24 protein-coding genes are annotated in these 23,541 nt (G+C 50.1%); 13 read left to right on the forward strand and 11 right to left on the reverse strand.

The window, feature by feature from the left end:
* Window positions 1–28: 28 nt before the first annotated feature.
* The 11 genes from WA256_RS05465 to WA256_RS05515 all read right to left on the reverse strand — a co-directional run bounded on the left by WA256_RS05465 (window position 29) and on the right by WA256_RS05515 (window position 10,125).
* A complete protein-coding gene (locus WA256_RS05465) occupies window positions 29–2,107 on the reverse strand; it encodes a hypothetical protein (protein ID WP_335989576.1) in 2,079 nt (692 codons plus the stop codon).
* Entirely contained in the window at window positions 2,104–2,748 is a 645-nt protein-coding gene (locus WA256_RS05470) for a hypothetical protein (RefSeq protein ID WP_335989577.1), read from the reverse strand. Before WA256_RS05470 ends, WA256_RS05465 begins: the two co-directional genes overlap by 4 nt.
* Before the next feature lie 18 nt (window positions 2,749–2,766).
* Window positions 2,767–3,087, reverse strand: a complete 321-nt coding sequence (locus WA256_RS05475) for a hypothetical protein (protein ID WP_335989579.1) — start codon at window positions 3,085–3,087, stop codon at window positions 2,767–2,769.
* Window positions 3,084–3,704 (reverse strand): hypothetical protein, encoded by a 621-nt coding sequence (locus WA256_RS05480; RefSeq protein WP_335989581.1) that lies wholly within the window; start codon window positions 3,702–3,704, stop codon window positions 3,084–3,086. The genes WA256_RS05475 and WA256_RS05480 overlap by 4 nt, the downstream gene beginning before the upstream one ends.
* A 34-nt stretch (window positions 3,705–3,738) precedes the next feature.
* Window positions 3,739–4,200 carry a hypothetical protein gene (locus WA256_RS05485; protein ID WP_335989583.1) on the reverse strand — a complete coding sequence of 154 codons (462 nt, stop codon included), beginning with the start codon at window positions 4,198–4,200 and terminating at the stop codon, window positions 3,739–3,741.
* A 323-nt stretch (window positions 4,201–4,523) separates the two neighbouring features.
* A complete protein-coding gene (locus WA256_RS05490; RefSeq protein ID WP_335989586.1) occupies window positions 4,524–4,811 on the reverse strand; it encodes a hypothetical protein in 288 nt (95 codons plus the stop codon).
* Between the two features lie 61 nt (window positions 4,812–4,872).
* Entirely contained in the window at window positions 4,873–5,424 is a 552-nt protein-coding gene (locus WA256_RS05495) for a hypothetical protein (RefSeq protein WP_335989587.1), read from the reverse strand.
* A gap of 261 nt (window positions 5,425–5,685) precedes the next feature.
* Window positions 5,686–6,030: a hypothetical protein gene (locus WA256_RS05500; RefSeq protein WP_335989590.1), complete on the reverse strand. Its 345-nt coding sequence runs from the start codon at window positions 6,028–6,030 to the stop codon at window positions 5,686–5,688.
* A 718-nt stretch (window positions 6,031–6,748) separates the two neighbouring features.
* Window positions 6,749–6,907 carry a hypothetical protein gene (locus WA256_RS05505; protein ID WP_250660493.1) on the reverse strand — a complete coding sequence of 53 codons (159 nt, stop codon included), beginning with the start codon at window positions 6,905–6,907 and terminating at the stop codon, window positions 6,749–6,751.
* Between the two features lie 1,242 nt (window positions 6,908–8,149).
* Window positions 8,150–8,569, reverse strand: a complete 420-nt coding sequence (locus WA256_RS05510; RefSeq protein WP_250660494.1) for a hypothetical protein — start codon at window positions 8,567–8,569, stop codon at window positions 8,150–8,152.
* A gap of 80 nt (window positions 8,570–8,649) precedes the next feature.
* Window positions 8,650–10,125 carry a hypothetical protein gene (locus tag WA256_RS05515; RefSeq protein ID WP_335989593.1) on the reverse strand — a complete coding sequence of 492 codons (1,476 nt, stop codon included), beginning with the start codon at window positions 10,123–10,125 and terminating at the stop codon, window positions 8,650–8,652.
* A gap of 288 nt (window positions 10,126–10,413) precedes the next feature.
* On the opposite strand from WA256_RS05515, the gene WA256_RS05520 reads away from it, so the two are divergent.
* The 13 genes from WA256_RS05520 to WA256_RS05580 all read left to right on the forward strand — a co-directional run bounded on the left by WA256_RS05520 (window position 10,414) and on the right by WA256_RS05580 (window position 23,510).
* Window positions 10,414–10,737 carry a hypothetical protein gene (locus WA256_RS05520; RefSeq protein ID WP_250660496.1) on the forward strand — a complete coding sequence of 108 codons (324 nt, stop codon included), beginning with the start codon at window positions 10,414–10,416 and terminating at the stop codon, window positions 10,735–10,737.
* Between the two features lies 1 nt (window position 10,738).
* Window positions 10,739–11,242, forward strand: a complete 504-nt coding sequence (locus tag WA256_RS05525; protein ID WP_250660497.1) for a hypothetical protein — start codon at window positions 10,739–10,741, stop codon at window positions 11,240–11,242.
* Window positions 11,235–12,959, forward strand: coding sequence for a phage terminase large subunit (gene terL / locus WA256_RS05530; RefSeq protein WP_335989597.1), 1,725 nt, complete (start codon window positions 11,235–11,237; stop codon window positions 12,957–12,959). The genes WA256_RS05525 and terL overlap by 8 nt, the downstream gene beginning before the upstream one ends.
* A 293-nt stretch (window positions 12,960–13,252) precedes the next feature.
* On the forward strand, window positions 13,253–15,391 hold the full coding sequence (locus WA256_RS05535) for a portal protein (protein ID WP_335989599.1): 2,139 nt from the start codon (window positions 13,253–13,255) through the stop codon (window positions 15,389–15,391).
* A gap of 2 nt (window positions 15,392–15,393) precedes the next feature.
* Entirely contained in the window at window positions 15,394–16,416 is a 1,023-nt protein-coding gene (locus WA256_RS05540) for a hypothetical protein (protein WP_335989602.1), read from the forward strand.
* Between the two features lie 791 nt (window positions 16,417–17,207).
* Complete coding sequence (locus WA256_RS05545) at window positions 17,208–18,347, forward strand: N4-gp56 family major capsid protein (protein WP_335989604.1); 1,140 nt, start codon at window positions 17,208–17,210, stop codon at window positions 18,345–18,347.
* Window positions 18,348–18,401: 54 nt separating this feature from the next.
* A complete protein-coding gene (locus WA256_RS05550) occupies window positions 18,402–18,746 on the forward strand; it encodes a hypothetical protein (RefSeq protein ID WP_250660502.1) in 345 nt (114 codons plus the stop codon).
* A gap of 15 nt (window positions 18,747–18,761) precedes the next feature.
* A complete protein-coding gene (locus WA256_RS05555) occupies window positions 18,762–19,427 on the forward strand; it encodes a phage adaptor protein (protein WP_250660503.1) in 666 nt (221 codons plus the stop codon).
* Complete coding sequence (locus WA256_RS05560; protein WP_335989605.1) at window positions 19,427–20,041, forward strand: hypothetical protein; 615 nt, start codon at window positions 19,427–19,429, stop codon at window positions 20,039–20,041. The genes WA256_RS05555 and WA256_RS05560 overlap by 1 nt, the downstream gene beginning before the upstream one ends.
* Window positions 20,035–20,424: a hypothetical protein gene (locus WA256_RS05565; protein WP_250660505.1), complete on the forward strand. Its 390-nt coding sequence runs from the start codon at window positions 20,035–20,037 to the stop codon at window positions 20,422–20,424. Before WA256_RS05560 ends, WA256_RS05565 begins: the two co-directional genes overlap by 7 nt.
* Window positions 20,424–21,023: a hypothetical protein gene (locus WA256_RS05570; RefSeq protein WP_335989607.1), complete on the forward strand. Its 600-nt coding sequence runs from the start codon at window positions 20,424–20,426 to the stop codon at window positions 21,021–21,023. Before WA256_RS05565 ends, WA256_RS05570 begins: the two co-directional genes overlap by 1 nt.
* A gap of 1 nt (window position 21,024) precedes the next feature.
* Window positions 21,025–21,693: a hypothetical protein gene (locus WA256_RS05575; protein ID WP_250660507.1), complete on the forward strand. Its 669-nt coding sequence runs from the start codon at window positions 21,025–21,027 to the stop codon at window positions 21,691–21,693.
* A 2-nt stretch (window positions 21,694–21,695) separates the two neighbouring features.
* The gene (locus WA256_RS05580; protein ID WP_335989609.1) at window positions 21,696–23,510 is read left to right on the forward strand and encodes a hypothetical protein; all 1,815 of its coding nucleotides are present in this window, start codon (window positions 21,696–21,698) and stop codon (window positions 23,508–23,510) included.
* The last annotated feature ends 31 nt before the right edge of the window (window positions 23,511–23,541 follow it).

Here is a 23,541-nt window from a genome sequence, read left to right on the forward strand (position 1 = left end):
TACAAGGACGCCGCCCTCTGGTTTACTCTTATTTTGAATACTCTTTCGCGTAGCCACCGTCGTTAGCCAGTGGTAAGCCCACTGCCCAGCTAGGGGCTACTGCCATGTGTCGCTCCATTACGGCGTACGCACGGTCAAGGTCTCGCTCAGTTAGAGCGGCTAGAATTTCATCGTGTACGCTGCCCATAACCCAGCCTAGGCCAGTGTCTTCAAGCTCTGCGTTCACGTTCACAAGCTGTTCGGCAAGAATGTCGCGAGCTGTTGCCTGCGCGATGTTCTCGATTAGTAGGCCGTGCCATAGGTATTTAGGAACTGGTTTACCCCAGCGGTCGTACTTGTCAGAGTCGAACACGACTTTCATCGTCACGCCTGACTGAGTCTCTTCGCCTTTGTAACGGGCGTTGCTGTACTGAAGTACGCGGCCTGAAGGTAGAACAATCTGGTCTTTGCGTGCCAAGTACGAGTCGTTAGGGCCGAATCGTAGCTCGCCACCGTTAACCAACACTGGCATTACAGTGTTCGCTAGGTAGTGCCACATAGCCTTAACTGCATAGTGCTTGGTGTCGTACGAGTTCTTTACGCCGCGACAGAACGCATCGTCTTTGAACATCGGTTCCATGCCCAGCGGACCACTTGCAAGGTATTGTTGGAAGCCGAACCAGCCCATAGCGAAGCCTAGGCCTAAGCCCGCAGCCTTACCCATTTGGCGCTCGTTCTTGTCCTGCGACTTTGTGATTTTACGGTCGAAGATGCCGCCCGCTACGTCACAGTAGTAGTCATACTTGTCTGGGTGGTCGTCTGGTAGGTCATCGGTGGCCTTCATCTGATCTAATACGTCAGTTTGACCACAGAACCACATATTCACACGTAGCTCGATGTTCGATAAGTCACACACACCAATCTGATAACCATCAGGCGCTAACATTGATAGACGGTGCTTGCCGCCACGGGTGTTGTTCTGCTGATTAAGTTTCTGACCACCCGACCAACGGCCTGTTTGTCCCGCACCATAGTAGTTAAGGAAAAACGGCATACATGCGTCATCAAAACCAACGCTGCGGAAGGTCTCTGAAACGCTAAGCATACGCTCGGCACGACTCGACGCGATGGTTGACTTCACACGTTCACGGGCTTTGTAGAGCGCCGCGTGCTGTGGGTTGTCAATCTGCAAACGAATGTACTCAGGGTCGCCTTTGCCCAGTGCCGGTGACAGTAGGCCTGTGGTCTTCGAAATCTTCTTAGGCACAGTTAGGCCGAACTCACGTAGTAGCTGTTCGTACTGCTGGTTAGAACCGAACGTCTTAGGTGTAACGTCCTTGATGTCATGCTCTAAGCAATACTCAATAGCCGCAACAACCGCTTTGCCGTCTTTCTCTCGCTCTTCGACCAACACTTCATGCAGTAGCTCGTTTTTGATGTCGAACTGCGGCTCAATCGCACCACGTAGCGTGATGTTCATAGCGTTTAACTCGATGCTTTCGCCAAGGCCAATACGCGGTACGTAAGCCAAGAACAAGCGACGCATTAAGTTAACGTCCTGACGACAATACTTAGCCAGCGATGCGTGCTGCTCGTCGGTGATGTACTCGTACTTGATACCGTCAACGTCCGCCAAGTCATTACCTTTACGCAATGCAGGGTCATCAGGCCACTCGTCTTTAGCACACGCGTCAAGGCGTGCTGGTTTGTGCGCAGCTAGATACTTACGCATCAGCATTGTGTCGAAGTAGAAGTCAAACTCAACGCCATGCACCCAGTTACAGATTGCACCATCAAACGTTGTATTGTGGGCAACAAGGCCAACACGTAGGCCGTCTGCTCTTGCACGTTTGATCATGTCCATCTGTTCACGGTAGAAATCTTTGCCGTGTCCGTACAGAATGGTCTCGTCAAGGTCGATTGCTAAGCCTAGGCCTGTCTCATGGAAACGCTCACCTAAGATGTACTCAGGGTAGGTTAGAGACTTCAGGCTGTACGACTTAGAACCTTGGTTGGCCTTCGACTTGTAGAACGATTCCCAGTCAAGGAAAACGATAATGTCTAGGTCAAAAGCCTTTTTGATCACGTCCAGCGTTAGGCGGTCGTTGCGGGTGAAAGTGCTGCTCATGCAGCACCTTCCTGTTCTTCTGTTGACTCTTCCGCAGCTTCTTCCGATACTGCAGTTTCTTCGGCAGGCTCGTCGCCCGACAAGATGCTGTCCAGTGACTTACCTTCGACTGGTGCTTCACAGTATTCGTCGGGGATGATGTCAGCCAGTTCTGGGGCTTCTTCAACCACTGTACGAAGTGTTTTGTGGCCTTCAAGGAAAGCGATAATCTTCTCTTGAATCTCAGTCGCTTGCTTCTGCACATAGGCGCTCTTAGGGAATACACCCATGATGCGCTCTTCCATCATCGGCAAGTCTTCGAACAGTGCTTCGTTAACGTTACCCACCTGATAGCGGTAAGGGATAGGCTTCACACCGCCGAACTCAAGGTTCATGATTGATGCACGGTCAGCGCTTACAACTGTTAAGTGCGGGACAGTAGGCAATGTGCCTTCCATGATAGTCGATACATCTTGGCCGTCAGCACAAAGGTTGCCAAGGCCGTACATGTCGAACAGTGATTGGTAAACTTCTTTGCCCAGCTCAGCTAGTTCTCGGTTCAGGCTGTCAATACGACCACCGATTTTCGAATGTACTACAGCTTGTGCAATCTTCTGGCGGTTGTACGCATTAAGGCGTAGGCCTAGCTTCAATTTTTTCATGATTTATACCTGTGTTGGTTATGGTTTAACTATGATGTCGCCCGACATAGTCTCTGCACTGCCAGTAATGGCCTTAGCTTCAACGTCGCCTGACATCGTTTTGACTCGTTCGACTGTGCCGTTGATTGACACGTCGCCTGATGTGGTCGAGACTGAGTGGACAGCGCCTTCAATCTCGATTTTGATTTCTGGTTCGGCCTGCACTGTCTGTGCTTTGCCGTCCACGTAAACTCGACCGTTGGCAATCACCACGTCACCGCCTTTGAACGACTGACCGTTGATGGTCACTGTGCTGCCACTAATACCGTTGATAGTAGCGCTACTGTTAATTGTGGTCATGCCGCTTCCTCTGAAGGTTGGTCTTTAGGCGTTGGGTTAATCGCTTTGATTAGCTCCGACAGGTCTTTGATGCGTGCCGCAGCGTCAATGCGCTCAAGCATAGGCTTGCTTGTGTCGTCAAGAATGCTTCGCTGTGCTTCGACAGCTGGTTCTAGTGACTGGCTAATCTTGCGCAAGGCTCTGCTGTGGTCTCCGAATAGCTGCTGCTTCAGTGCTTCCGCCAGTTCGTAATCTTCCGATAACACTTTCTGCATTTCTTCAGTATGACCGCGCTTCGCAAGCTCTTCAGCCACCATCTTCTCGACACATAGCGGGTCCACGTCCGTACCATCTTCAAGCTCTTGCTCAGCGGCAATGATTAGCGTGCTCGCTAGGTCTAGCATGGTGTTCGCGTACATGATGTGACGTATTGCTGGGACAAACTCACCTGAGTTGTATTCGTCGTTCAACCATGCTGCAACGAAGGCCGCAACGTCGTCGCTGTCAACGCTCGCTAACACGTCTTTGATGTCGCTAGGGGTTGATACAAAGTCAGCCACCACTGCTTCTAGGTCTACATGAAATTCCATGTCTTGAATGTCAGCGCGTTCAACCAGTACGTTGTTATGACTTGCCATTTACCATGCTCCTGTGTATTTCTTGATTGCTTGCTTATTCATTGCTGTCACCGCTCAGTTGTAGAAGAGTAGGGGTTTCGCCTAGCATGTCGCCCACCAGTTGGCCTGCGGTCTCAAGTGCCAAGCGACCTTCTTCTGACTGGCTAAGCTCTTGGACTAATAGCTGTGCTTCCATCTGTTCAGCAACTTGGTCGATGCCGTTCAGCTTCTCTTTAAGTGAATCAAGCTTGTTGCTCAGCTCGCGCCACTTCTCGTCTGCTTCTTTGAAGGCATCGCTCAGCTTGTAAAGCTCTTCGGTTGCATGGAAATCAAGGTCGAATCGCAGGTAGTTTTCGTCGTAGTCACCGGTATCGTAGTCACGGATGCGAAGCTCGACTGTCAGGTTCAACGTGCCGTCTTCCTCGAACTGCTTTTGGTACTCAGGCCACATTGTCTTGAAGTTGCTAGTGCCTAACATGCAAGACTCAGCAAGGCCTGTCTCCACACAACGAACCATGTCTGTGTTCTTGTCGAAGTATTTCTCAGCGGAATCGCGCTCAATACATGAGAACTTGTTGAAGAAGTTACGTATGCGCGTCAGCTCGCCATCTCTGGCTACGTAGTCCATTGCGTGCTTTTCGACTAGCGTTCTGGTCGCCATCTTCACCAAGTCGCGTGCCACTGATAGTTTGGTGTCAGCCTCTCGCTCTTCTTTCGTTAGGTCGTCGATGCGCTTCTTGAGCTCAGATTTCATTAGCTGTTTGCTAATCTTTACTGAGTTCTGAATCTTTGTTTCTACCGCTGCTGCTTGGGTGACTGGTAGGTATTGGTTGTTGTCTGTCATGCTGCTTGTACTCTTGATTTGGCTACGAACAACGACTGTGGGCGCTGTCCGTTCTTTATGTCTTTGTGCAGTTGCATGTAGTTCCACATGCGACCGCCGTCATTGAAACTGTGTGAACGCATACCGATGTAGTGCTCGATGTTGGCTACACGTAGGTTTGCTTGGTCAATACGGTCGTGTGACTTCACTGCTTCACGTCGGTTCTGTCGTAGAGCGCTTTCTAATGCTGAAACGCGCGCTGTTAGTTCGCTAATTATTCTTGCCTGTTCTTTGCTGCCGAACATGGGGTATTCCTTTTTGTTGCTTAAGGCGGACATTCCGCCTTGGAATACCCGCAATAGAGTTTTAGTCATTCGCCTGTTGCGCTTCAGCTTTCTTAGCCGCGCGGCGTTTACAGCCGTCACACTCACCACAGCCTTCGCCGCCCATTGCGTCAGCGATAGCGTCAAGCAGTTCGACAATCTCTTCTGGTACGTCGTCCGATGGTTCGCTGCTTACTGCAGTTTCTTCGTCGGCCTGCTCAGGCTTCTCGTCACGTTTCGCGTAGTATTCGTCGTGCGTTATCGTCGCCGATTCTAGGGCGATAGGTTGCGCAGCGAAGTGCTCAAGTTGCTCCTTGAACATCACGGTCATGTACTCGATGGTCTGCTCAATCATCTGTTGTGGGTTCTCGCGGTCGAACTTGATGTTCGCTGCCAGTTCTTCTACAAACATTGAGTTAATAGCTGCGCCCATTAGCTGATGACGGTATTTAGCGCCTGTGCCTTCGGCGAACAGCTTGCCTATGATTAGCGGGTGCAAGTCCTTGCTTAGCGCGTGGAGTGGGTTGCCCATGAAGTTCTTGATTAGTGTCGTTACTTCAGTAGCTGTCATTGCGTTAGTGTGAATAGTTTTCATCGGGGATTCTCTCTGTAAGTTGTGATAGTTGTTTGTTGTTCGTTACTTGCTGGCGTAGCTTATAGCCGCTGCCAACAGTATTACTACTATACCTAGACAGCCGAAAGCCGTGCGTGCTAGGCGTTTCTCCGCTCGTTGGCGGTACGACATGCTGTTAAACTTAACAGCTCTTGTTCTTGCTTTGGGCATTGCTCTCCCTCCGTCAAAGGTCGCGAATGGTAATGCCACTGTTAACCTATGTCAACAGTAGCGCTAATATATTTAAGCAGCAGCCAGCTCGGTAGTGAACGTTGGCGGTGCTTTCATTCGCGCTTCAGGTGATAAGAAGTTGGGCAACGGCTCAAGGCCTGCCTTCGTGAACTCTACAAGCACCGTGCGGCCTACAAGGACACCGAGGTCTGTTAGCTCTTGGATGCCGAGCGCTGAGAGTAGCATGTCGAACTTTCTGTCCCACAGGGCGCGGGACTTCTCGCTGGTAGCTGCAGTAAGATGAAAGTTGCGGAAGTAGTAGACACCAACACGACGCCCGTCAAACGACTCCAATACTCTCATGTTGATAGCTGGGTCGCCTGCGCCGTTCAGTGTTGCGCCTTCGATTTCAAACAAATACACTCCTTGGTCGAAGTATGGCTGAACATATCTCCGCCGCCGCGAGTAGGGTACTGTTACACTCATTCTGTGCTCCTAATTGTCTGTTTTGGTCGGTTCGCCTCATATCGGGCGTCTATCGTGTGAAATTGCATGTCTTTGTGCAATCATTAACCACCTGTCGATAATCTGCGCAAAGTGGTTAATGATTAAACAATGTGTCCAAGTTGTCCAAGTTGGTGTCCAAGTTTCAAAAATAAGTTGGACACTTTCACTGGTACGACCTGTTAGTGGTCACTTACCCCGCACCCGTTTTATGACAGTTTGTTGGAATTATACGAGAGCCGATAGTTGCTCGACATTCGTACAGTGTCCATGTTGTCCAAGTTGTCCAACTTCTACAGCCTAGCGTTGAGAGAAAAGTTTTTAATATGTGTTAAGTATTAAATAATGAATAATAGTTATTACACAGTGTAGGGTAGAAAAAAGTTGGACAAGTTGGACAAATCGCTCTAGGCGTTGCGTCCTCTGGGCTGTGGCTGTCCAAGGGGGTTGGACAACGGGTGGACAGTCGGTGTCATAACTTGGACACTTTGCCTGTCTTGCGTCCACCGCCCCGATGTCGCCCTGTACCCGTTATCCGATACGCGTCGAATGTTGGTCGAAAGCCGTAAAAGTAGCACTATCCGTGTGCAAGTTGTTGTTCCTTAACGACTTTCTCCCCGTTGTTTTGCAATTAACTGTAAATGAAGGTCGGGCAGCGGTCTAGTAGGCGTTTCACTTCTCGCCCGTACATCGCCGCTTGTTGGGCATGGTACTCGGCTCGTCCTCTCAGCCCTGCATCCATCGCCGCCTGCCATTGCTGACGTTGGTCGCCCATCGCGCGTCGTGCCATCTTGATTCGTTCAATTGTGTTGGTCGTGTTCATCGCCATGCGAATGTCTCCTGTTCTATGCTGCTTGTTGTTTGTCGTGTAGCTGGATAGCTTCGTGTATCAGGTCGTGCAACTGCCCAATCTGTATCGTCAGGTTGAACCATTGTTGGTAGGGCTTAGCCGCTGCTCGTCGGTCGCCTGCCGCTTGAAGGGCGTGCGCCTTATCTAAGCATTGACCGCAGTGGTCTAGCCATTGGCCTATCATGCCGAGCGCTGTTACTCGCCCGCTAAGTGTGAAGAGGTCAAGCGTTGGCTCAGCAGCCAGCAGTCGGCGGTGTAGTGCGTTAATCGGTTGCATGTGTCTATCCTGTGTTGAAGGTCGGCCTATGAAGGTCGGCCAGTCTGTGTTGAGCGCCGCTAGCTGTTCACTTCTCACTGGTCGATGCGCGGTGGTGTCGCGTCTTGCAGTATGCAGTGGTCAGCAGGCGGTGAGTGTTGTTCGTCGTGCGTCGCGCAGTGAGTGGTGCGCGTCGTGTGTTGGTCGTCGGTCGTCGAGTGTTGGGCAATGGTCAGTGGTCAGTGGTCGTTGGCCTTTGCTCGTTGCTCGGCGCGCGGCCTCAGTAGTACGGCCTCTGTTGGAATGACTCTTAAATTCTGTCATAAAAGGCCCCCGTAAAAGTAAATTCGTAACCGTTATCCCGCTCTCGGCTTGTGTGCAGTCAGTGGGGTGATCGCTTGGACTTTTGTGTCAGTCGTGGAATCTACCTTGACGCAGGACGCCGGACATGTGGAACGAGGAACGAGTGTAAGAGCGTAGCGGGCTGTACGAAGCGTACTAAGCGTTGAGGTTAAGTGGAACGTCTGTAAGCAAAATCTAAGCTCCCCACTTACAATCACAACGCCCACTCTCCAAACCGCATGAACCACATTGCTGACCACATTGCTCTATCAAACTCTACAAACAACATACTAGATAGAATCTGATTAACGACTGACAACTGACATTCGCCATTCATTGATTATTCTTTATTTTTCGTTGATCCTCACATCCTCACTTCTCACTTCTCACTTCTCACTGCTCACACTCACATACCCGCTCTTTCTTCACCTTTTCACTCTTCACTGACTGGCGAGACAGAACAACATACCTGTGCGCCATCGCCCTGACTGTGCCCTAAAAGCAGATGTTTTAGCCGTTGGTCAGTGTCCCTTTCGGTGTTTGACCAGGCTATTAAGATTTATAGGAATGACGAGGGCTACAGACTAGTGAATGTAGTCAGTGTGGCTTGCGTCCATCGGTAGGCCAGCGTTACGACGTGCTGTGTACGCTTTGCTGCGTGCTTCGTCGATTGGCGTGATGTAGCCTTTGCCCGCACACTTGGCGCATGGAATGTCCTTGTTGTGCTTGTGGATGCGGTATAGGCCTGTGCCGTCACATGCTCTACACGCTTTGCCGTTGCTAGATGCCTTGATTAGCTCCACAGCCTTAATCTCAGGGCTTTTCTCAGGCATAGGTATGCTCTGGCCTATCCACTCGTAATACTCAGCGCTGTAGGCTCTAATGCGTATCTTCTCAGCAACAGGCGTGTCAACCTCGGCTAGTGATGCCTCGTAGTGTGCTGCACTCTCGAATAGGTCGTTAGTGTCGAATAAATCGTCGATTGATAATGTGTTGATTGACATGTGTTTTTCTCTCTCTTATAGTGCGTGGCGAAGACAGGGTGTTCCCGCACCCTGTCTTTATTTTCTTTATCTAATGTTATTTAGAATAAGAATTTTTTTGTTATGGCCTCTAGCTCGAAAGGGCTAGTAGGCTTCTTATTGCGCATCGCTGCGCTCTTAACTATCTTGTCCAGCTTAAGCTCTCTAGCAGCTAGCTCGTCGTGTCTGAACTTGATAGCTCGTACCTTTCCAATTTCAGTTGCAGCTTTCTTCAACTCTTCGTGTTCTCCTCTTGTGAAGTGGATGCCCCATAGCTCAAGGCCTGCTGACTCGCCATCTTCAATTACGAAAGACTCGATAGTCGTTGGATTCCCAAGCAGCTTCAGTGCATCCTTTTGGAACTTAGCCATAGAACGTGGACTGACACGTTCGCCCATGTAGCCAGCTTTCTTAATCATTTGATCGACTAGGAACTGAACAGGGTCGAAGGCTACGTAAGATGAATAGACGCGATGCGGTACTTCAAGCTCGACAAGTGATAGCCATTTCTCAAACTCCTTTGCGTAGCGGTTCAGGAAGTTTGACACCTTGTACGCGTCACGCAGCTCCGTCTGAAGCTCTGTTATCTCGTCGTCACGTACTGAGTTAGACATTGCAGCGATTGTTAGTTCTTCGCTCGTGTTGTCCATCTTGTGTATCTGGTCGTAGATATACTCTTTACGTGATTCTAAGCGCTCGACTCTGATTTCGAGGTCAATTGCCTTGCGTAGTATCTTGGTTGCAGCGCCTAGCTTCTTCTCTGATAACTCGCCGATTGTCTCAACAACTAGCGGATATACAGGGTCAGCTTTCGCTCGGTCTAGGGTATTCTGTATTGCATCCCAAGCGCCGTATGCTGCGGCTTTGAACCATTCGTCCTCTTTGCGGTATAGACGTTCTTCTATCCATTCCTCTTTAGTGATGTTGTAGATTTCGTACTGTGGCTCGCTGTCCATTGCTTGTGTTGCGTTCACCTTCTGCGTCCGCAGCTCAGCCTGTGACATGTCAGCAATCAACGACTGTTCTTCTAGCCATAGTGAAGCCATGTCGTCCATGTAATCCTCTGACTCGTCGAACGTGTACTCTTCATGCTCTTCAGCATCCAACTCGTTGTCCACTGTGTAGCTGCGTGCCTGTCTGCGTTGGAACGGGTGGAACTCAACCTCATAGCTAGATAAGCCACCAAGTATGTCTGCGTGCGGCTTGTACTCTTCGTATAACGCCTCTATCCAGTCAGCGACTGCTGTCACCTTTTCGGTTAGCATCTTGATTTTCGCCTCGTCCTTGTCCATGATAGCGCCAGACATTGAAGCACTGATAAGCCCTTCAGCCTTAAGCACTCGCTTGCCAAGCTCTCTACGTAGCGCACCTGACACAGCACCGACGACTCGATTGGTCGTGTGACCGTGAACAGTGCTAAGCTCGTCTATTGCGCTAACCACTGTCTTTGAGAACGTTGCTACTGATAGGCCTAGCATTGCCTCGCCGTCGATAACTAAGTCAGTTGATGAAGCGTGTGTGATTAATACGTTTTTCATAGTATTTACTCTCTTTAATGTTTAGGGACTCCTAAGTAGGTTCAATCCCATTTCTATTGAATAGTCCGAATCAGAATCAATCCGAACCGACCGCGCCTTCACAGAGAAGACACATACATAACAACAACCAACCACAAACACAGAAAAACCACGGGCAACGCTCAACTAAAAACGAACAAGGGGGCGGGGGTCTTCTATCGACGAATCTCAATTATTTTTCTGCAAATTTTTTGCGACGATCGCCATTAGTGTTACTATTAGATAACATCAACAGTAAGGCTAATAATAATGAATAAGAAAGACCTCGCTGGGAAACTTAAGGCGCTGGCTACTCAACTAGTAGAAGTGGCAGAAGACCTAATGTACGAAGCGAATACTGAGATTAAGAGTGAGCCTAGACCAATTACGCTCATTATCCCTTTAGGCATGTTCGCTGGCACAGCCATCGACACCATAGGCCTTAAAACGACGCCTAAGATCGTCTACGTGGGCGAAAAGCGAATGGGGGGCATTACCTATACTTCTGTCCGTTTGACCGTCACAGAGGCTCTTGAGTACGACGAAGAGCAATGGACACACGTGGGCAGCAACACTTTCGTTTGGAAGGACTAAAATGAGCGACCTGTCACTACAAACTTTAAGTGGCAGCTACGCATCACTCGGTATCGCAAAACTCACAGCTCAAGAAGAAACTTACGTTCAACGTCGCACGCAGGGGATTAACCCTTCTGCTGCGGCTAGAGCTGCGGGCTACCGACACCCAGCGCGTGCTGTCGCGGAATTATCCGAACGCGAAGACATCAAACTTGCTATCTCATACATGCGCGAAATGCAGCGACAAGTTGCAGTTCAGGCTGGTGCTATTGAGTTCACCAAAGACGACGCAACGGCGCTCTACCTTGAAGCGCACGCCAAGTCTGCTACAGCGATGGAAGAGATACGTGCCGTTGACTCACTAGTTAAGCTGCATGGCCTAGCAACGCCTGAGAAAGTCGAAGTCACTGTCACCAACCGTTCTCAAATGGAATCAATGGACGACGAACAGCTAATGAAGCTGGCAGGCCAAGAGATACACCTATCGCCTGATGATTACGTGGAGGTGTCCGAGGATGGTTAAAGTAGAACATTGCCATGAATGTTTGAAGTCCATCCCACACTACGAAATGTACGACAAGCGGCACTGCATACCATGTGCTAAGTCGCTTGGTACGTTCGTTCGGCCTACAAACAAAGACCAGATAGACCGTGTGCAGATGGAAATGCAGCGCGTCAACCATGAGGAAATCGAGGCATTTAACGCTGAGCTTGAGGCCAAGAAAGAGCTTGCGGAACGTGAGCTTGTGCGCCGACGACTACTGCCGTTCATCAAGCGGCACAATGACGCTTATATGCCGGGTTGGGTTCATGCCGACATTTGTATGCGACTGGAAAAGTTTGCACGGGACATCGAGAACGGCCTTTCGCCACGTTTGATGATCACCATGCCGCCACGTCACGGTAAGAGTGAAATCGGTTCAAAGACTTTCCCAAGTTGGTATCTAGGCCGTAACCCGACGCATGAGGTTATCACCTGTTCTTACTCGGGCGACTTAGCAGAGGACTTCAGCCGTAAGTGCCGTGACTTGCTCGACACCGACAAGTTCAAGGCTGCGTTCAAGACTCGACTATCGCCTGACACGAAGAGCGTTAAAAAGTGGATGACGACTGAAGGTGGCGGCTTTACTGCGGCGGGTGTAGGTGGTCCAATCACAGGTCGTGGTGCTCACTTAGGTATCATTGATGACCCCGTGAAGAACCGTGAAGAAGCCGAGTCGGAAGTCACACGCCAGAAGGTGAAAGACTGGTACTCGTCAGCGTTCTATACACGTCTTGCTCCCGGTGGTGGTGTCCTTATCATTCAGACTCGCTGGCACGATGACGATTTGGCGGGCTGGCTGCTTAACGTATTTGCTGAAGCGAAGAAGGAAGCGGAAGAGAAGGGCGAACCAATCTCTGAAGACGTTGACCAATGGGACTTGGTGGAATACCCAGCCATTGCAACGCAAGACGAGAAGTATCGTAAGAAGGGCGAAGCGCTGCACGAAGACCGCTACCCACTGCCTGCGCTTCGTCGTATCAAACGTGCGATGATCCCGCGAGACTGGGAAGCACTATACCAACAGCGCCCAGTATCAGAAGACGGTGACTTCTTCACGAAAGATATGTTCCGCTACTATCACCCGTCGGACTGCCCGCCGTTGAACGAAATGCGCTTGTATGCGTCCGCTGACTTGGCTATATCAACCAAGCAGACCGCCGACTACAGTGTGTTCGCCGTTGTGGGTATCGACAGGCAGCAGAACATTTGGCTCATTGACCTGAAGCGTGGGCGCTGGAACTCGTTAGGGCTTATCGACCAGATGTTCGCTATCCAAGAGCGCTATAACCCTGAGCTGTTCGGCATCGAGACAGGCCAGATTGAGCTGACGCTTGAGCCATTCATCCAGAAGGCTGAGCAAGAGCGCGGTATCTCACTACGATATGAGAAGCTTAGGACACGCGGCGCTGACAAAGGCACACGTGCGAGACCTATTCAGGGTCGTATGGAGCAGGGCAAGGTTTACTTTCCGACAGTTGAGTCAACCCCTTGGATGTCTGCGCTACAGAATGAGCTACTTAAGTTCCCTCTAGGCGCTAACGATGACCAAGTGGACGCCTTAGCTTGGATTGGTCAGATGATTATGTTGTTCGGTATTCGCAACGAGAAGAAGGCCAAACCTAAGAAGTCGTTTAAGGACAAGTTGGGCAAGTATGGCGGCGGCAGGAAAGCACGTAAATCGGGCATGTCTGCATAGCTTCGCGTTGTTAATTATTAGTGCTACTGTTATTATATCTCAACAGTAAAACAATAATAATAAAACAGGGTGAACCTTGGACGTTAAGACTTTCCAGATAGTCGTTTCTTTTGGGGGTTTAGTAGTCGGTGTCGTAGGCCTATGGCACACGGTCGTTATTAAGCCTCTAAAAGACCAGACAAAGCTGAACAACGAGAGTATTCGCAAGCTTGAGATTGATAGCGCGAAACTTGATTCGACGCTTGATGCGCTAACGAAGGCCATTGATCGCCTAACTGATAGGCTAGACAAAAATGACTAAGAAGACATCGCCACGCAAAAAGCTTGAAGGCAAGATATTAGCTCGCGATAACTTTGCTCGTTTCGAGGAAGCTAACAGCTCCAAGCACAAAGACTTCATTAAACGCGCGATACGCAACAACAAGTATTACGCAGGGGAACAGTGGAAGAAAGAGGACAAGGCACGCCTAGATGGTGAAGGCCGACCAGCTCTTACACTGAACATGATTCTATCTACCGTGAACGCCATCATTGGCGAACAGCTTGAGCGTAAGGTCGAAGTGACTTACCGCCCACGCGACTACGGTGACGAACAGACAGCCTTCGCCCTAAACACGATCACTAAGACGATTCTCGACGCGTGTAACTTCGACGACGTGGAAGAAGACGTGTTTGCTGATGGCCTTATCACTGGTCGTGGCTACTTCGACGTGCGTATGTCGTTCGAACGTAACTTACAAGGTGAGGTTGTAGTAACGCACGAAGACCCAGTCGATATTATCCCAGACAGTGAGGCCAAGAGCGCTGACCCAGCCACATGGAATGAGGTATTCATTTCACGCTGGTTGACGCCTGACGAAATCGGTGCGACTTATGGTTGGGACAAGGCCGAAGAACTAGAAGGCTTAGTCGATAGCGGTATGGTTGGCTCGGTAGAGAACTTCGAGTATTTCGAGCAGACATTCGGTGGTGAGCGTAGACCACAGCAGGACGAGGCCGACAGCCGTGAGCTTCGCCGCATCCGTGTTATCGAACGCCAACACTATCGAGTTGATGACCAGTATTTCTTTGCCGACCTGACGACTGGCGCACTTCGCCCAGTACCTTACGGCTCGAATAAAGAAGAAGCAGAAGCCTTCGCAGAACAGTACGGCCTAAAAGTAATTAAGCGCAAAGGTCGCCGAGTTCGCATGACGGTAACGGCGGACGACGTAGTGCTTGATGATGATTGGTCAATCTATCGCTCGTTCACTATTGTACCGTTCTTCCCGTACTTCCGTCGTGGTAATCCGTTCGGTCCAGTTGATAACCTTATCGACCCGCAGAACCTTCTTAACAAGACCAGCTCACAAGAGTTGCACATCGTTAATACGACGGCTAACTCAGGCTGGGTGATCCAAGAAGACTCGCTCGTTGACATGGACGCTGAAGACTTAGAAGAGCGCGGCGCTGAGACAGGCCTAGTGCTTCAGTACAAGCGTGGCTACGAAAAGCCAGACAAGATTCAGCCAAACCAAATCCCTACCGGTATCGACCGAATCTCGCAGAAGGCCGCTTCGACTATCCGTGAAATCTCGGCAGTTAACTCGTCAATGCTTGGCACATCGCGAGCAGACCAGTCAGGCCGTGCGCAAGAAGCAGCAATCAGCCGTGGTCAAATCCAAGTGTCAGTTGTCGTTGGTAACTTGAAGCGTGCGCGTAGAAGTGTAGGCCGTAAGATACTTGAGCTAGTGCAGGACTTTTACACAGAGACTCGCTACTTCAACAACACGGGTTCAAGCATCATGCAGGGTGAGGAACGAACTGAACAGATCGGCATCAATATGCCACAGGACGACGGTAATATCCTGAATGATGTAACAGTGGGTGATTACGCAGTGGAAGTTGGCTTCAAAGCAGCGGGCGGCACTATGGCTGACCAAGAGCTTGAAGAAGCATTACGCTTACGTGAAATGGGTGTCGCAATCCCTGACCATGTTGTCGTACAGCACTCTAACCTTAACAAGCGTGGCGAAATCGCTGAGTTCCTTAAGAACAGCCAAGGCTTCGGTGAACCTACCGAGGAACAAGCAGCGCTTGAAGAACTACAAGTCGAGCACCAGATTAACATGCTTCGTAAAGAGCTTGAGAAGATGGACGCGGACATCGGCGTGGCACTGGCTACGGCTAAAGAGAAGATGGCGAAGGCCAACTCGCTGGAAGGCTTCAACGAGGCTCAGATGGAACTTAAGCGCCTAGAGCAAGAACGTGAGACCAAGCAGCAAGAGCTGTCACTACGCATCGCACTGGCGGCTAGAGGCCATCAGAACCAAAACAGCATGAACGATAAACGTATTTCTAGCCAAATCGCTATGAAATCTATGGATTTAGCGTATAATGCCGAAAATAAAAATAACAGTAACACTGATAAAAACAATAAAAAGGGTGACTAATAATGGCTGCAAACCAAGACATCAACGGACTAAACGCAAGTACAGTTGTACTGGACGATGACTACACACCTCCTACGCCAGAAGAGCGTGGCGACTTCATCGTGGATGACGAGCCTGAGCAGGAAGAGCCTGAGCAGGAAGAACTAGGCGAAGAAGAAGAAGGTGAGTTGGATGCCGAGCAAGACGATCTGGAAGAAGAAGACGAGTCTACGGAAGAAGCGGGCGAAGATGCTGACGAGGCTGATTCTGAAGAAGAAAGCGAAGATGAAGAGCTTGAGCAGCCCAAAGGTAAGTCAAACGCTAAAGTCCCACTGTCTCGACTAAACAAGGAAATCTTGAAACGTCGTGCGCTTGAGGACGAGCTGAAACAGCTCAGAAGCGCTAAAGAGCAAGCACCGCAGGATGATAACCCTAAACCTGAGAAACAGGCACAGGCGTTCACACGCGAAGATTTTGAGGGTATGCAGGAAGCAATGCTTGACGGTGAAACGGACAAAGCGTTCGAAATCTTCGGCAAGATGATGGCCTCTCAAAGCCAGTTAGTTCGTGAAGCAACGGAAGCTGAAGTATCAGGCCGTGTTCGTTCTGAGATTGACCGTGACCGTGCCGTAAGCGAATTACAGAGCACAGCGGCACAGCTTAGCGAAAGTTACCCAGAGCTAGACAGCAGCAACGAAGATGCCGACCAAGGCCTAATCGAAGAAGTTGTCGAAATGCGTGACCTGTACGTTGACCGTGGTATGTCGATGGCTGAAGCGCTTAAGAAGTCAGTTAAGCTTGTTGCATTGGACAATGGCCTAGTTGACCGTAAGGCCGAGAAGCCTAAGCCTGACATGGCTAAGCCTCGCCAGAAGCCAATCAACGCTAAGCGCAAGCTAGAAGCAGCTAACAAAGAGCGTGGCAAACTAGGCGGTTCAGGTGAGAACAACAGACCTCGAATTGATATTTCTAAGTTAGGCGACGACGAGTTCGGCAAGCTTAGCAAAGAAGCGTTAGCTCATGCACGTGGCGATTACGTAGAATGATCTCGTTCGCTGTCCTATTCGGCCTAATGTGGGTTCTAGCCGTGTGCCCACTCACAGGCCGCAGACTGGCGGGGGCGGGTATGACTTACCCTACCTACGTCGTCATCGGTGCATGGGTTCACTCAGCAATCGCTACGGCACTGGGCATAGCAGTTGCCATAGTAGCCGCTGTCCTGTTCCTGATACTCTAAACGTAAAAAAGCCGACCATTAGGTCGGCTTTTGGTTAACTACTCTTTTTTCCTAGCTCCCTTCATTGTCTGCAAGATGATTGCAGTAACGCAGATTGCTAAAACTGAGGCAAAGCCCCAGAAACCGTCATCAAGTGCTAGTGATGACAAAGTAGGTAAAAGAATTTTCATAATCTTGTCAGTATTCCTTGGGAAATTATAGCTGAAAGACAAAGGCATTCTTTATGTAATTATTATAAGTTCAATTGCATTGTACGCGTTTCCCTCGCGTTTATGTTTTTCCTCTACAAACCACTATACGCCTAAAAAATATTATTACCATCGTCAATGACAGTATTTGACCCATTGCTATGAACGACAAGCACTACTGCTAAACACTTTTATTAGCCCTACTGTTTACTTTGAATATTAGCTTTGCTAATATTCAGCTATATCGCCAAGGTGATGCCTTGTTAAACAATCCTGCCTCACAGCTCAGTTATGCCGTGCATTTTATCGCTAGACCCTCGTTACGGGACGACACAAACACTCGGATTTACAAGTCCGCTGTAGTCGTTCCAGAAGAAGTACGACGCAGGGACTAACGAAGGAAATGCTTAAAATGGCAAAGACTAATTTCTCAGCGTTAGACGACGACGCTAAAAAAGTATGGTCACGTGATACGTGGCACCAAGCACGCGAAAAGATGTTCATTTCGAAGTTCATGGGTACAGGCCAGAACGCGATGATTCAACGCATCACGGAGCTGACTAAGTCAGAGCGTGGTACAGAAGCAATCGTGACCTTAGTACCAGATATGCACGGCGACGGTATCGTTGGTGACAACGAACTGACGGGCAACGAAGCGACGCTAACTGCTCACCAAGACAAAGTAGAAGTTGACCAACTTCGAAACGCTGTTAAGAACACAGGTAAGATGAACGACCAGAAGACGGTTGTTAACTTCCGTGAGCAAGCCCGTGACCAACTAGCTTACTGGTTATCTGACCGTATGGACCAAATGACGTTCCTACAGTTAGCAGGCCTAGATTTCGCACAAACCAACGACGGTCGCGTTCGCCCTGGTCAGGGTAAAAATGATGACAACCTATCAGACCTTGCGTTCAACACTGCGGGCGGCTTAGCGCCTACTTCAGAGCGCCACTTAATGTGTCTTAAAGGCGGTAAAGTTGTTGATGCAGATACAACTGCAATTACGGCTGACGACAAGTTAGGTTATGACCACATCGTTCGCCTACAAGCGATCGCTAAAACTCGCTATATCCGTGGTATTCGCGGTAATGGCGGCTCAGAAGTGTATCACTTGTTCTTACACCCAATGGCACTAGCGGCACTGAAGTTAGACCCTGACTTCAAAGAAAACGCGCGTCATGCAGGCGTTCGCGGTGAAAGCAACACGTTATTCGCTGGCGGTGAGTCATACATCGTTGACGGCCTACACATTCACGAGTTCCGCCACGTTCCTACAACGCTAGGTGCTGAGGCTGGTTCTAAGTGGGGCGCAGACGGCACAGTTGAAGGCTGCATGGGCTTACTGTGTGGTGCTCAGGCTCTAGGTTTCATCGACTTAGATTCTCCTTCATGGGACGAGCGAGACCACTTCGACTACGGCAACAACTACGGCATCGCGTACGGCAAAATCTTCGGTATGAAGAAAATGCAGTTCAAAGACGCTAAGAAAACTGCCGACCGTAACGTCAAGCAAGACTACGGTGTACTGCGAATCGACTTCGCAATCTAACTTGAACGGGGGTGACGTACGCACCCCCAGTTATCACCTTAAGAGAAAATAACAATGCAATTAAAAAACTTCTCACGCAACGTAATCCGTGTAACAGCGCCAATCGGTGGTCATGTTATCCGCGTTAAATCAGGCGAAGTACGCACAGTACCAGAGCACTTAGAAGAAGCAGCTATCCGTGCTGGCCTTGTACCGCTTGAAGACGTTATGAGCCAAGCAGAACGCGAAGCTGAACTTGCGGCTGAAGCTGAACGCCAAGCTAAAGCAGAACGCGAAGCTGAACTTGCGGCTGAAGCGGAAAAAGCAGCGATTCTTGAAGAAGAAGCCGAAAAAGCTAAGCGTAGTGCAGCAGCCAAGAAAGCAGCAGCAACACGCGCAGCAAAGAAAGAACAAGCTTAATAAGGGGATAGCGTCTTGCTTACCGTAGGAACAATACTAACAAACCGCGTGCGCGTTCTATTGCGCGACATCGACGAAGGTGGTGTGCAGTGGCGCGACCCAGAGCTTATTCAATGGTTCAACGAAGCGTGCGCAGAGATTGCCCGTGTTCGCCCTGAGTCATGCAGCAGCACTGAATCATTCGCACTAGCAGCAGGCTCTAAGCAGTCTGTAGTGTCAACAGGCGCATCGCGTGTACTAGAGGTTATCTGCAACCTTGTTGATGGTGAAGAAGGCCGTGCTGTTCGTCGCGTAGAGCGCTCTACGTTAGACAACGAAGACCCTGACTGGATGGCTGGCACTAAGACAAAGACTGTGTTCCGATACAGTGCAAGTCTTACTGATCCACGCTCGTTCTTCGTTTACCCGCCTTCTGACGGCACTGGTAGCCTGTTAATGGTCATTGGCACAACACCTGACGAGGTTGTTGAGCTGACTGACGCGTTCCCGCTACCTTCAATGTATGCGGCCTGTGTTGCGAACTACGTCTTATTCCGTGCGTTCGCCAAGTTCACAGAGTCAGAAGCGATGCAAACGAGAGCATCTGGTTACTATAACCTGTTCACGTCGCAAATCAGTGATACGCAGTCAAGCATGGAGCAAGACAACGCAGTAACACGCGATAGAAACGGGGCTAAGTAATGGTACTGGTGCAAGACTGGGTAGACAGTATTCGCCCTGATGTACCAGAGCCTTTAGACTCATTGGTTGCGCGACAGGTACGTTACGCAATCCAAGAGTTCTTCAGGCTGTCTGAGGCATGGCGACACACGGAACGGTTGCCAGTGAAAGACATAAACGTACTACTTCAGGACATGCCAGCAGAAACGTATGTAGCATCGACTCGCTACGCTTATTTTGAACCAGAAGGCCGTGACGGTCGCAGAAAGCTCGTAAGCACTCTGCCGCACCGTATCGAGTCAACGAACCAGATCTCAGAGTTCTCGCACAGTGGTAACACCATTTTGCTAGACGCAACAGAGAAGGGCACGCTTGAGGTATCGGTTGTCGTGCAGCCCAACCGTAATATTGACAGTGTGCCTGACTCACTAGGCGATAAGTGGTTCGATGTTATTCGACGTGGCGCAGTAGCTCGTTTGCTGTCTATGCCCGAACAGCCTTGGACTAATGGACGTGCGGCTGCGTTCTACGAAAACCACTTCCGCGAGGGTATCGAACTCGCTAAACGTGAGACACGTAGAGACCGTAGCAGGCCTAAGCGCGCAGTCCAGTTTAACAAGGGGTTCTCATGGTAACAGACCCTTTCCAGATAAAGGATTTACCTGAAGTGTACCCAATAGTAGAGCCGTTCATTGAACGGCTTTACCGTTCCTTTGGTGGCTACTCGCCGCAAGAGACCTACGAACTGTTAGAAATGCGTGCAGCTACCTTGCATCTGGTAGGTGATGAAGGGTTCTTCATTGCTCAATGGATGCCGGGTGTTTGCCACGTTCTGGCGGCTCATTCCTTCAATGGTCGTGCTTCAGACCTGAGTGAGATTATTAGTTCAACTGTTAGCTATGCTAAGAAGTACCACTGTAGTAAAATCACTTTCACTAGCCCAAGAGAAGGCTGGAAAAAGGTGGCGATCAGAAATGGTTTCCACGTTGAAACAATAACTTATGCGAAGGATATTTGATGGCTTCACCTGATAAACCAAAAACGCCGCTAAGTGAGAAGCTACAGGTTAATCTAGCGACCGAAATGTTCGAAAAAGGCTCGACCATTAAAGACGGTGTGCGTGACAACTTCCTTGCTTCACACAGACGCGACGAGCGAGGTCAGGCAATGTCCCGTGTCGGGGCAGAGTCGGCTAAAGCATCACTCAACAGGCTCAAAAAGGCACGTAGAAGTGGCAGCACAAAGACCGTTAGCTCGTCGGTTGATGTGACCAGTGCGGGGATCTCAGCGACAGGCAAAGGCGGGCGTTCGTACAACACTGAGGGCGATATTGTACGTCGTGACACTTCAAGCACTGAGCGCGTTGCCCGCAGCATGGCTCGCATCGACAATGACGAGTCTATGTCTGAATTTGTTGATGATAACAAGAAGAAACAGGCAGTGATGGACTTGGGCATGTCAGCAGTCACAGCGGCAATGTACGCGAAAGATGAAGCGGACAAACGAGAGGCGGCAAAAGAACGACGTATTGCTGACCAAACGAGAGCAGAAACGCGTGTTGATCCGTACAGCAGCATGTCGGCTATGAATTACGACTCAACAGGAATGGGGGCATAAAATGGCAACAAGACCAGCCGTTGAGGACGGCAGAAACAAAACAAAGGACGGGACAGGGCAAGTAAATAGCTCTAATGGCAACAACCCGTTGGCGGCAGCGGCAGACAACTATACGAATACGTACGAGTACAAGTTGAATAAGATGTATCAGTCACAGATTCTTGACTATAACAAAAACACTGTGCCTATCATTGACCAACTAGTTGACGAAACTACCAGCACACAGATTGTTGATAGCTCTCGTCGTTTGTCTGAGCAACTTCAGGGCAAGACTGAGGAAATGACACAACGACAGCTCGGCTACAGCATGGGCGGCACGCTGGCCTCTCGTCAGGCATCACTGACTAACAACCAGCGACACTCGGTAACTAAGGCTCGAAACGCTGTGATGACACAGGCTCATGATGACCAGCGAAACAGACAGCAAGCGGCTCGAACAGAGCTAATGTCTATCTCAGAGCAGTTACAGCAATCAGGTCAGGCATCTATGTCTCAGGCATACATGGCTAAGAACCAACGTGAACAGGCCTACAAGTCAGCTAAGACAGGATTCATGTCTCAGGCTGGTGCGGTTGTAGGTGGTGTTATCGGTGGTATTTACGGTGGTCCTGCGGGTGCTTCTGCGGGTGCGGCAATTGGTAGCGCTGCTGGCGGCGCTGCGGGGAGTTAATTATGGCAGGATATGGTATGCGCGACGGTTCAGCGATCGTTCGCGCTATTGGCGACTATGCCAATTACAGACAACGTCAAGAGCAAATCGAATATGCTCGCGACCAACAAGACTATGAGAACCGCATCAACGAGCGTCGTCTAGCGATGGACGAGCACAGACAAAATGCTCGACTCTCAATGCAGATGGACGAAGCGGAATACCGTAACTCAGAACGCCAGCGAATTGCAGACGAGCGAGCGGCAGGCTTAAAAGCACGCGAAAACTATCGTGATGTAATGATGGCGGAGCTTAACGCCAGCGAACAAAAGGCCTTCGCAGCAATTGGTGGAGGCGCGTCAGGCCAAGGGCAAGGCGTTGAAGTTATCGACGATGGCGATGACATTATCCTCGGCGTGAAGAAAGGCGAAGGCCGTGTCGATCCGTTCACTAAGAACCCACACGACCAGAACTCGCCACCGTTCCGCATCCCTAAAGCGAGTGTCGGTGAGGCTAGACAGCACGCAGCCCGTAGCGCTGAGATAGCAGAGGCCAACGGCGCAACACCTGAAGAAACGGCGGCTTATATCCGCGCAGGCTTCACAGTGGGCGATGATGGCAAAGCACGACCAGCGAGCGAGAGTGAGTTCATGGCTAACCTTAAGGAACAAGGCCTGATCAAAGCTATTAGCGGCGAGAATGTCGTTCCAGCAAAGAAGTCTGAGCCTAAGCCGCAAGCCCAGACTGAAGATGAAGGCTTCGGCGGTCTTGGTGAAATCTATGATAACACCCAGAAAGCGCGTAAGGTCGTCGGTGATCTGTTTTCGCAGGCCGTTAAATGGGAAGCTAACAACGTCAAGAAAGGTGCTACTTGGTTATGGCTTGGCGACAAAGGACTTGCTGCCCTGAACAAGAAGGACGAGCTTAAGGTTAAACCGACGACTAAGGTTTCAACACCTGAAGGCATTGAAGACCTGAAAGCAACCAGAACGCGTCTAGAGCAGGAAGGTGGCGCATTGCCTAAGCCTTCGCAGAAAACACGCGAGATTGCCGCTCAGCCGTCAGCTGAGGCACAAACGCAGATGATTTACGGCTCGTTTAAGCGAGACAGAGAGCGTGCCGCAGCCGTTGGTGAATTGTACGTCACAGGCCAAATCAGTGAGCAGCAGATGACAAACTTCATGGAAACGGGTGACATGAGCACTAGCAGCTACGACATGCTGAAGCATCGAGTGCAAATGGCTGGTGTGGCGAACCGAAGCAAGGCCGCCTTACTGAAGGAGCAGCAAGCGTTTCTGAAGTCGCAGAAGGACTATATTGAAGCAGTTAGCAAGGCTAAGAAAGACGAAGTGAAGCTTGTGGCTGACGTGACCAAGTACCTTCAAGGTGAGGCGGCTAACATAGCTGACCAGTTCGCGGCGGAGTTCGGCATGAAAGGCCAAGAAGCGGCGGGTCTACGAGGTCGAGCTAAGGCACTTGCGACCGGTGTTGTTGGGTCTGGCAAGTTTGGGCTCAATAACATGGGAAGGCAGGAGTTCGGTGCGATGTTCAATGAGGGTCTTCGCGCGTTCTTCAAGCACAACGGACGTGATGGCGACCTAAGCGCTGAGACTGTGTTACCGTATATGACTTCGGCGCTGGGCAAGTATAAACCAGCAGCGGCACAGACCATCTTACGTGCAAGCTCTAACGCTGAAATCCCTATCGCTCAAGTTCGTAAGAACTACTCAGACAGGCTAAACCAGTTCATGACTGAGGTTGAGAAGAATGGCGGCACTTGGAGTGATGCGCAACAAGAGCTGTTCGACTCGGACTTTACGGCTGGCTACATTAAATAGTAATACTGTTAATGTATATAATCAGTAACAA

It is taken from the genome of Pseudoalteromonas sp. CH_XMU1449-3 (genome assembly GCF_037027245.1).
Lineage (GTDB): Bacteria > Pseudomonadota > Gammaproteobacteria > Enterobacterales > Alteromonadaceae > Pseudoalteromonas > Pseudoalteromonas shioyasakiensis.

Excerpts from the sequence above, each read along its gene's own strand:
- WA256_RS05465 (WP_335989576.1), bottom strand. The coding sequence starts at position 2,107 with ATGAGCAGCACTTTCACCCGCAACGACCGCCTAACGCTGGACGTGATC.
- WA256_RS05470 (WP_335989577.1), bottom strand. The coding sequence starts at position 2,748 with ATGAAAAAATTGAAGCTAGGCCTACGCCTTAATGCGTACAACCGCCAG.
- WA256_RS05475 (WP_335989579.1), bottom strand. The coding sequence starts at position 3,087 with ATGACCACAATTAACAGTAGCGCTACTATCAACGGTATTAGTGGCAGC.
- WA256_RS05480 (WP_335989581.1), bottom strand. The coding sequence starts at position 3,704 with ATGGCAAGTCATAACAACGTACTGGTTGAACGCGCTGACATTCAAGAC.
- WA256_RS05485 (WP_335989583.1), bottom strand. The coding sequence starts at position 4,200 with ATGGTTCGTTGTGTGGAGACAGGCCTTGCTGAGTCTTGCATGTTAGGC.
- WA256_RS05490 (WP_335989586.1), bottom strand. The coding sequence starts at position 4,811 with ATGTTCGGCAGCAAAGAACAGGCAAGAATAATTAGCGAACTAACAGCG.
- WA256_RS05495 (WP_335989587.1), bottom strand. The coding sequence starts at position 5,424 with ATGAAAACTATTCACACTAACGCAATGACAGCTACTGAAGTAACGACA.
- WA256_RS05505 (WP_250660493.1), bottom strand. The coding sequence starts at position 6,907 with ATGGCACGACGCGCGATGGGCGACCAACGTCAGCAATGGCAGGCGGCG.
- WA256_RS05510 (WP_250660494.1), bottom strand. The coding sequence starts at position 8,569 with ATGTCAATCAACACATTATCAATCGACGATTTATTCGACACTAACGAC.
- WA256_RS05515 (WP_335989593.1), bottom strand. The coding sequence starts at position 10,125 with ATGAAAAACGTATTAATCACACACGCTTCATCAACTGACTTAGTTATC.
- WA256_RS05520 (WP_250660496.1), top strand. The coding sequence starts at position 10,414 with ATGAATAAGAAAGACCTCGCTGGGAAACTTAAGGCGCTGGCTACTCAA.
- WA256_RS05525 (WP_250660497.1), top strand. The coding sequence starts at position 10,739 with ATGAGCGACCTGTCACTACAAACTTTAAGTGGCAGCTACGCATCACTC.
- terL (WP_335989597.1), top strand. The coding sequence starts at position 11,235 with ATGGTTAAAGTAGAACATTGCCATGAATGTTTGAAGTCCATCCCACAC.
- WA256_RS05535 (WP_335989599.1), top strand. The coding sequence starts at position 13,253 with ATGACTAAGAAGACATCGCCACGCAAAAAGCTTGAAGGCAAGATATTA.
- WA256_RS05540 (WP_335989602.1), top strand. The coding sequence starts at position 15,394 with ATGGCTGCAAACCAAGACATCAACGGACTAAACGCAAGTACAGTTGTA.
- WA256_RS05545 (WP_335989604.1), top strand. The coding sequence starts at position 17,208 with ATGGCAAAGACTAATTTCTCAGCGTTAGACGACGACGCTAAAAAAGTA.
- WA256_RS05550 (WP_250660502.1), top strand. The coding sequence starts at position 18,402 with ATGCAATTAAAAAACTTCTCACGCAACGTAATCCGTGTAACAGCGCCA.
- WA256_RS05560 (WP_335989605.1), top strand. The coding sequence starts at position 19,427 with ATGGTACTGGTGCAAGACTGGGTAGACAGTATTCGCCCTGATGTACCA.
- WA256_RS05565 (WP_250660505.1), top strand. The coding sequence starts at position 20,035 with ATGGTAACAGACCCTTTCCAGATAAAGGATTTACCTGAAGTGTACCCA.
- WA256_RS05570 (WP_335989607.1), top strand. The coding sequence starts at position 20,424 with ATGGCTTCACCTGATAAACCAAAAACGCCGCTAAGTGAGAAGCTACAG.
- WA256_RS05575 (WP_250660507.1), top strand. The coding sequence starts at position 21,025 with ATGGCAACAAGACCAGCCGTTGAGGACGGCAGAAACAAAACAAAGGAC.
- WA256_RS05580 (WP_335989609.1), top strand. The coding sequence starts at position 21,696 with ATGGCAGGATATGGTATGCGCGACGGTTCAGCGATCGTTCGCGCTATT.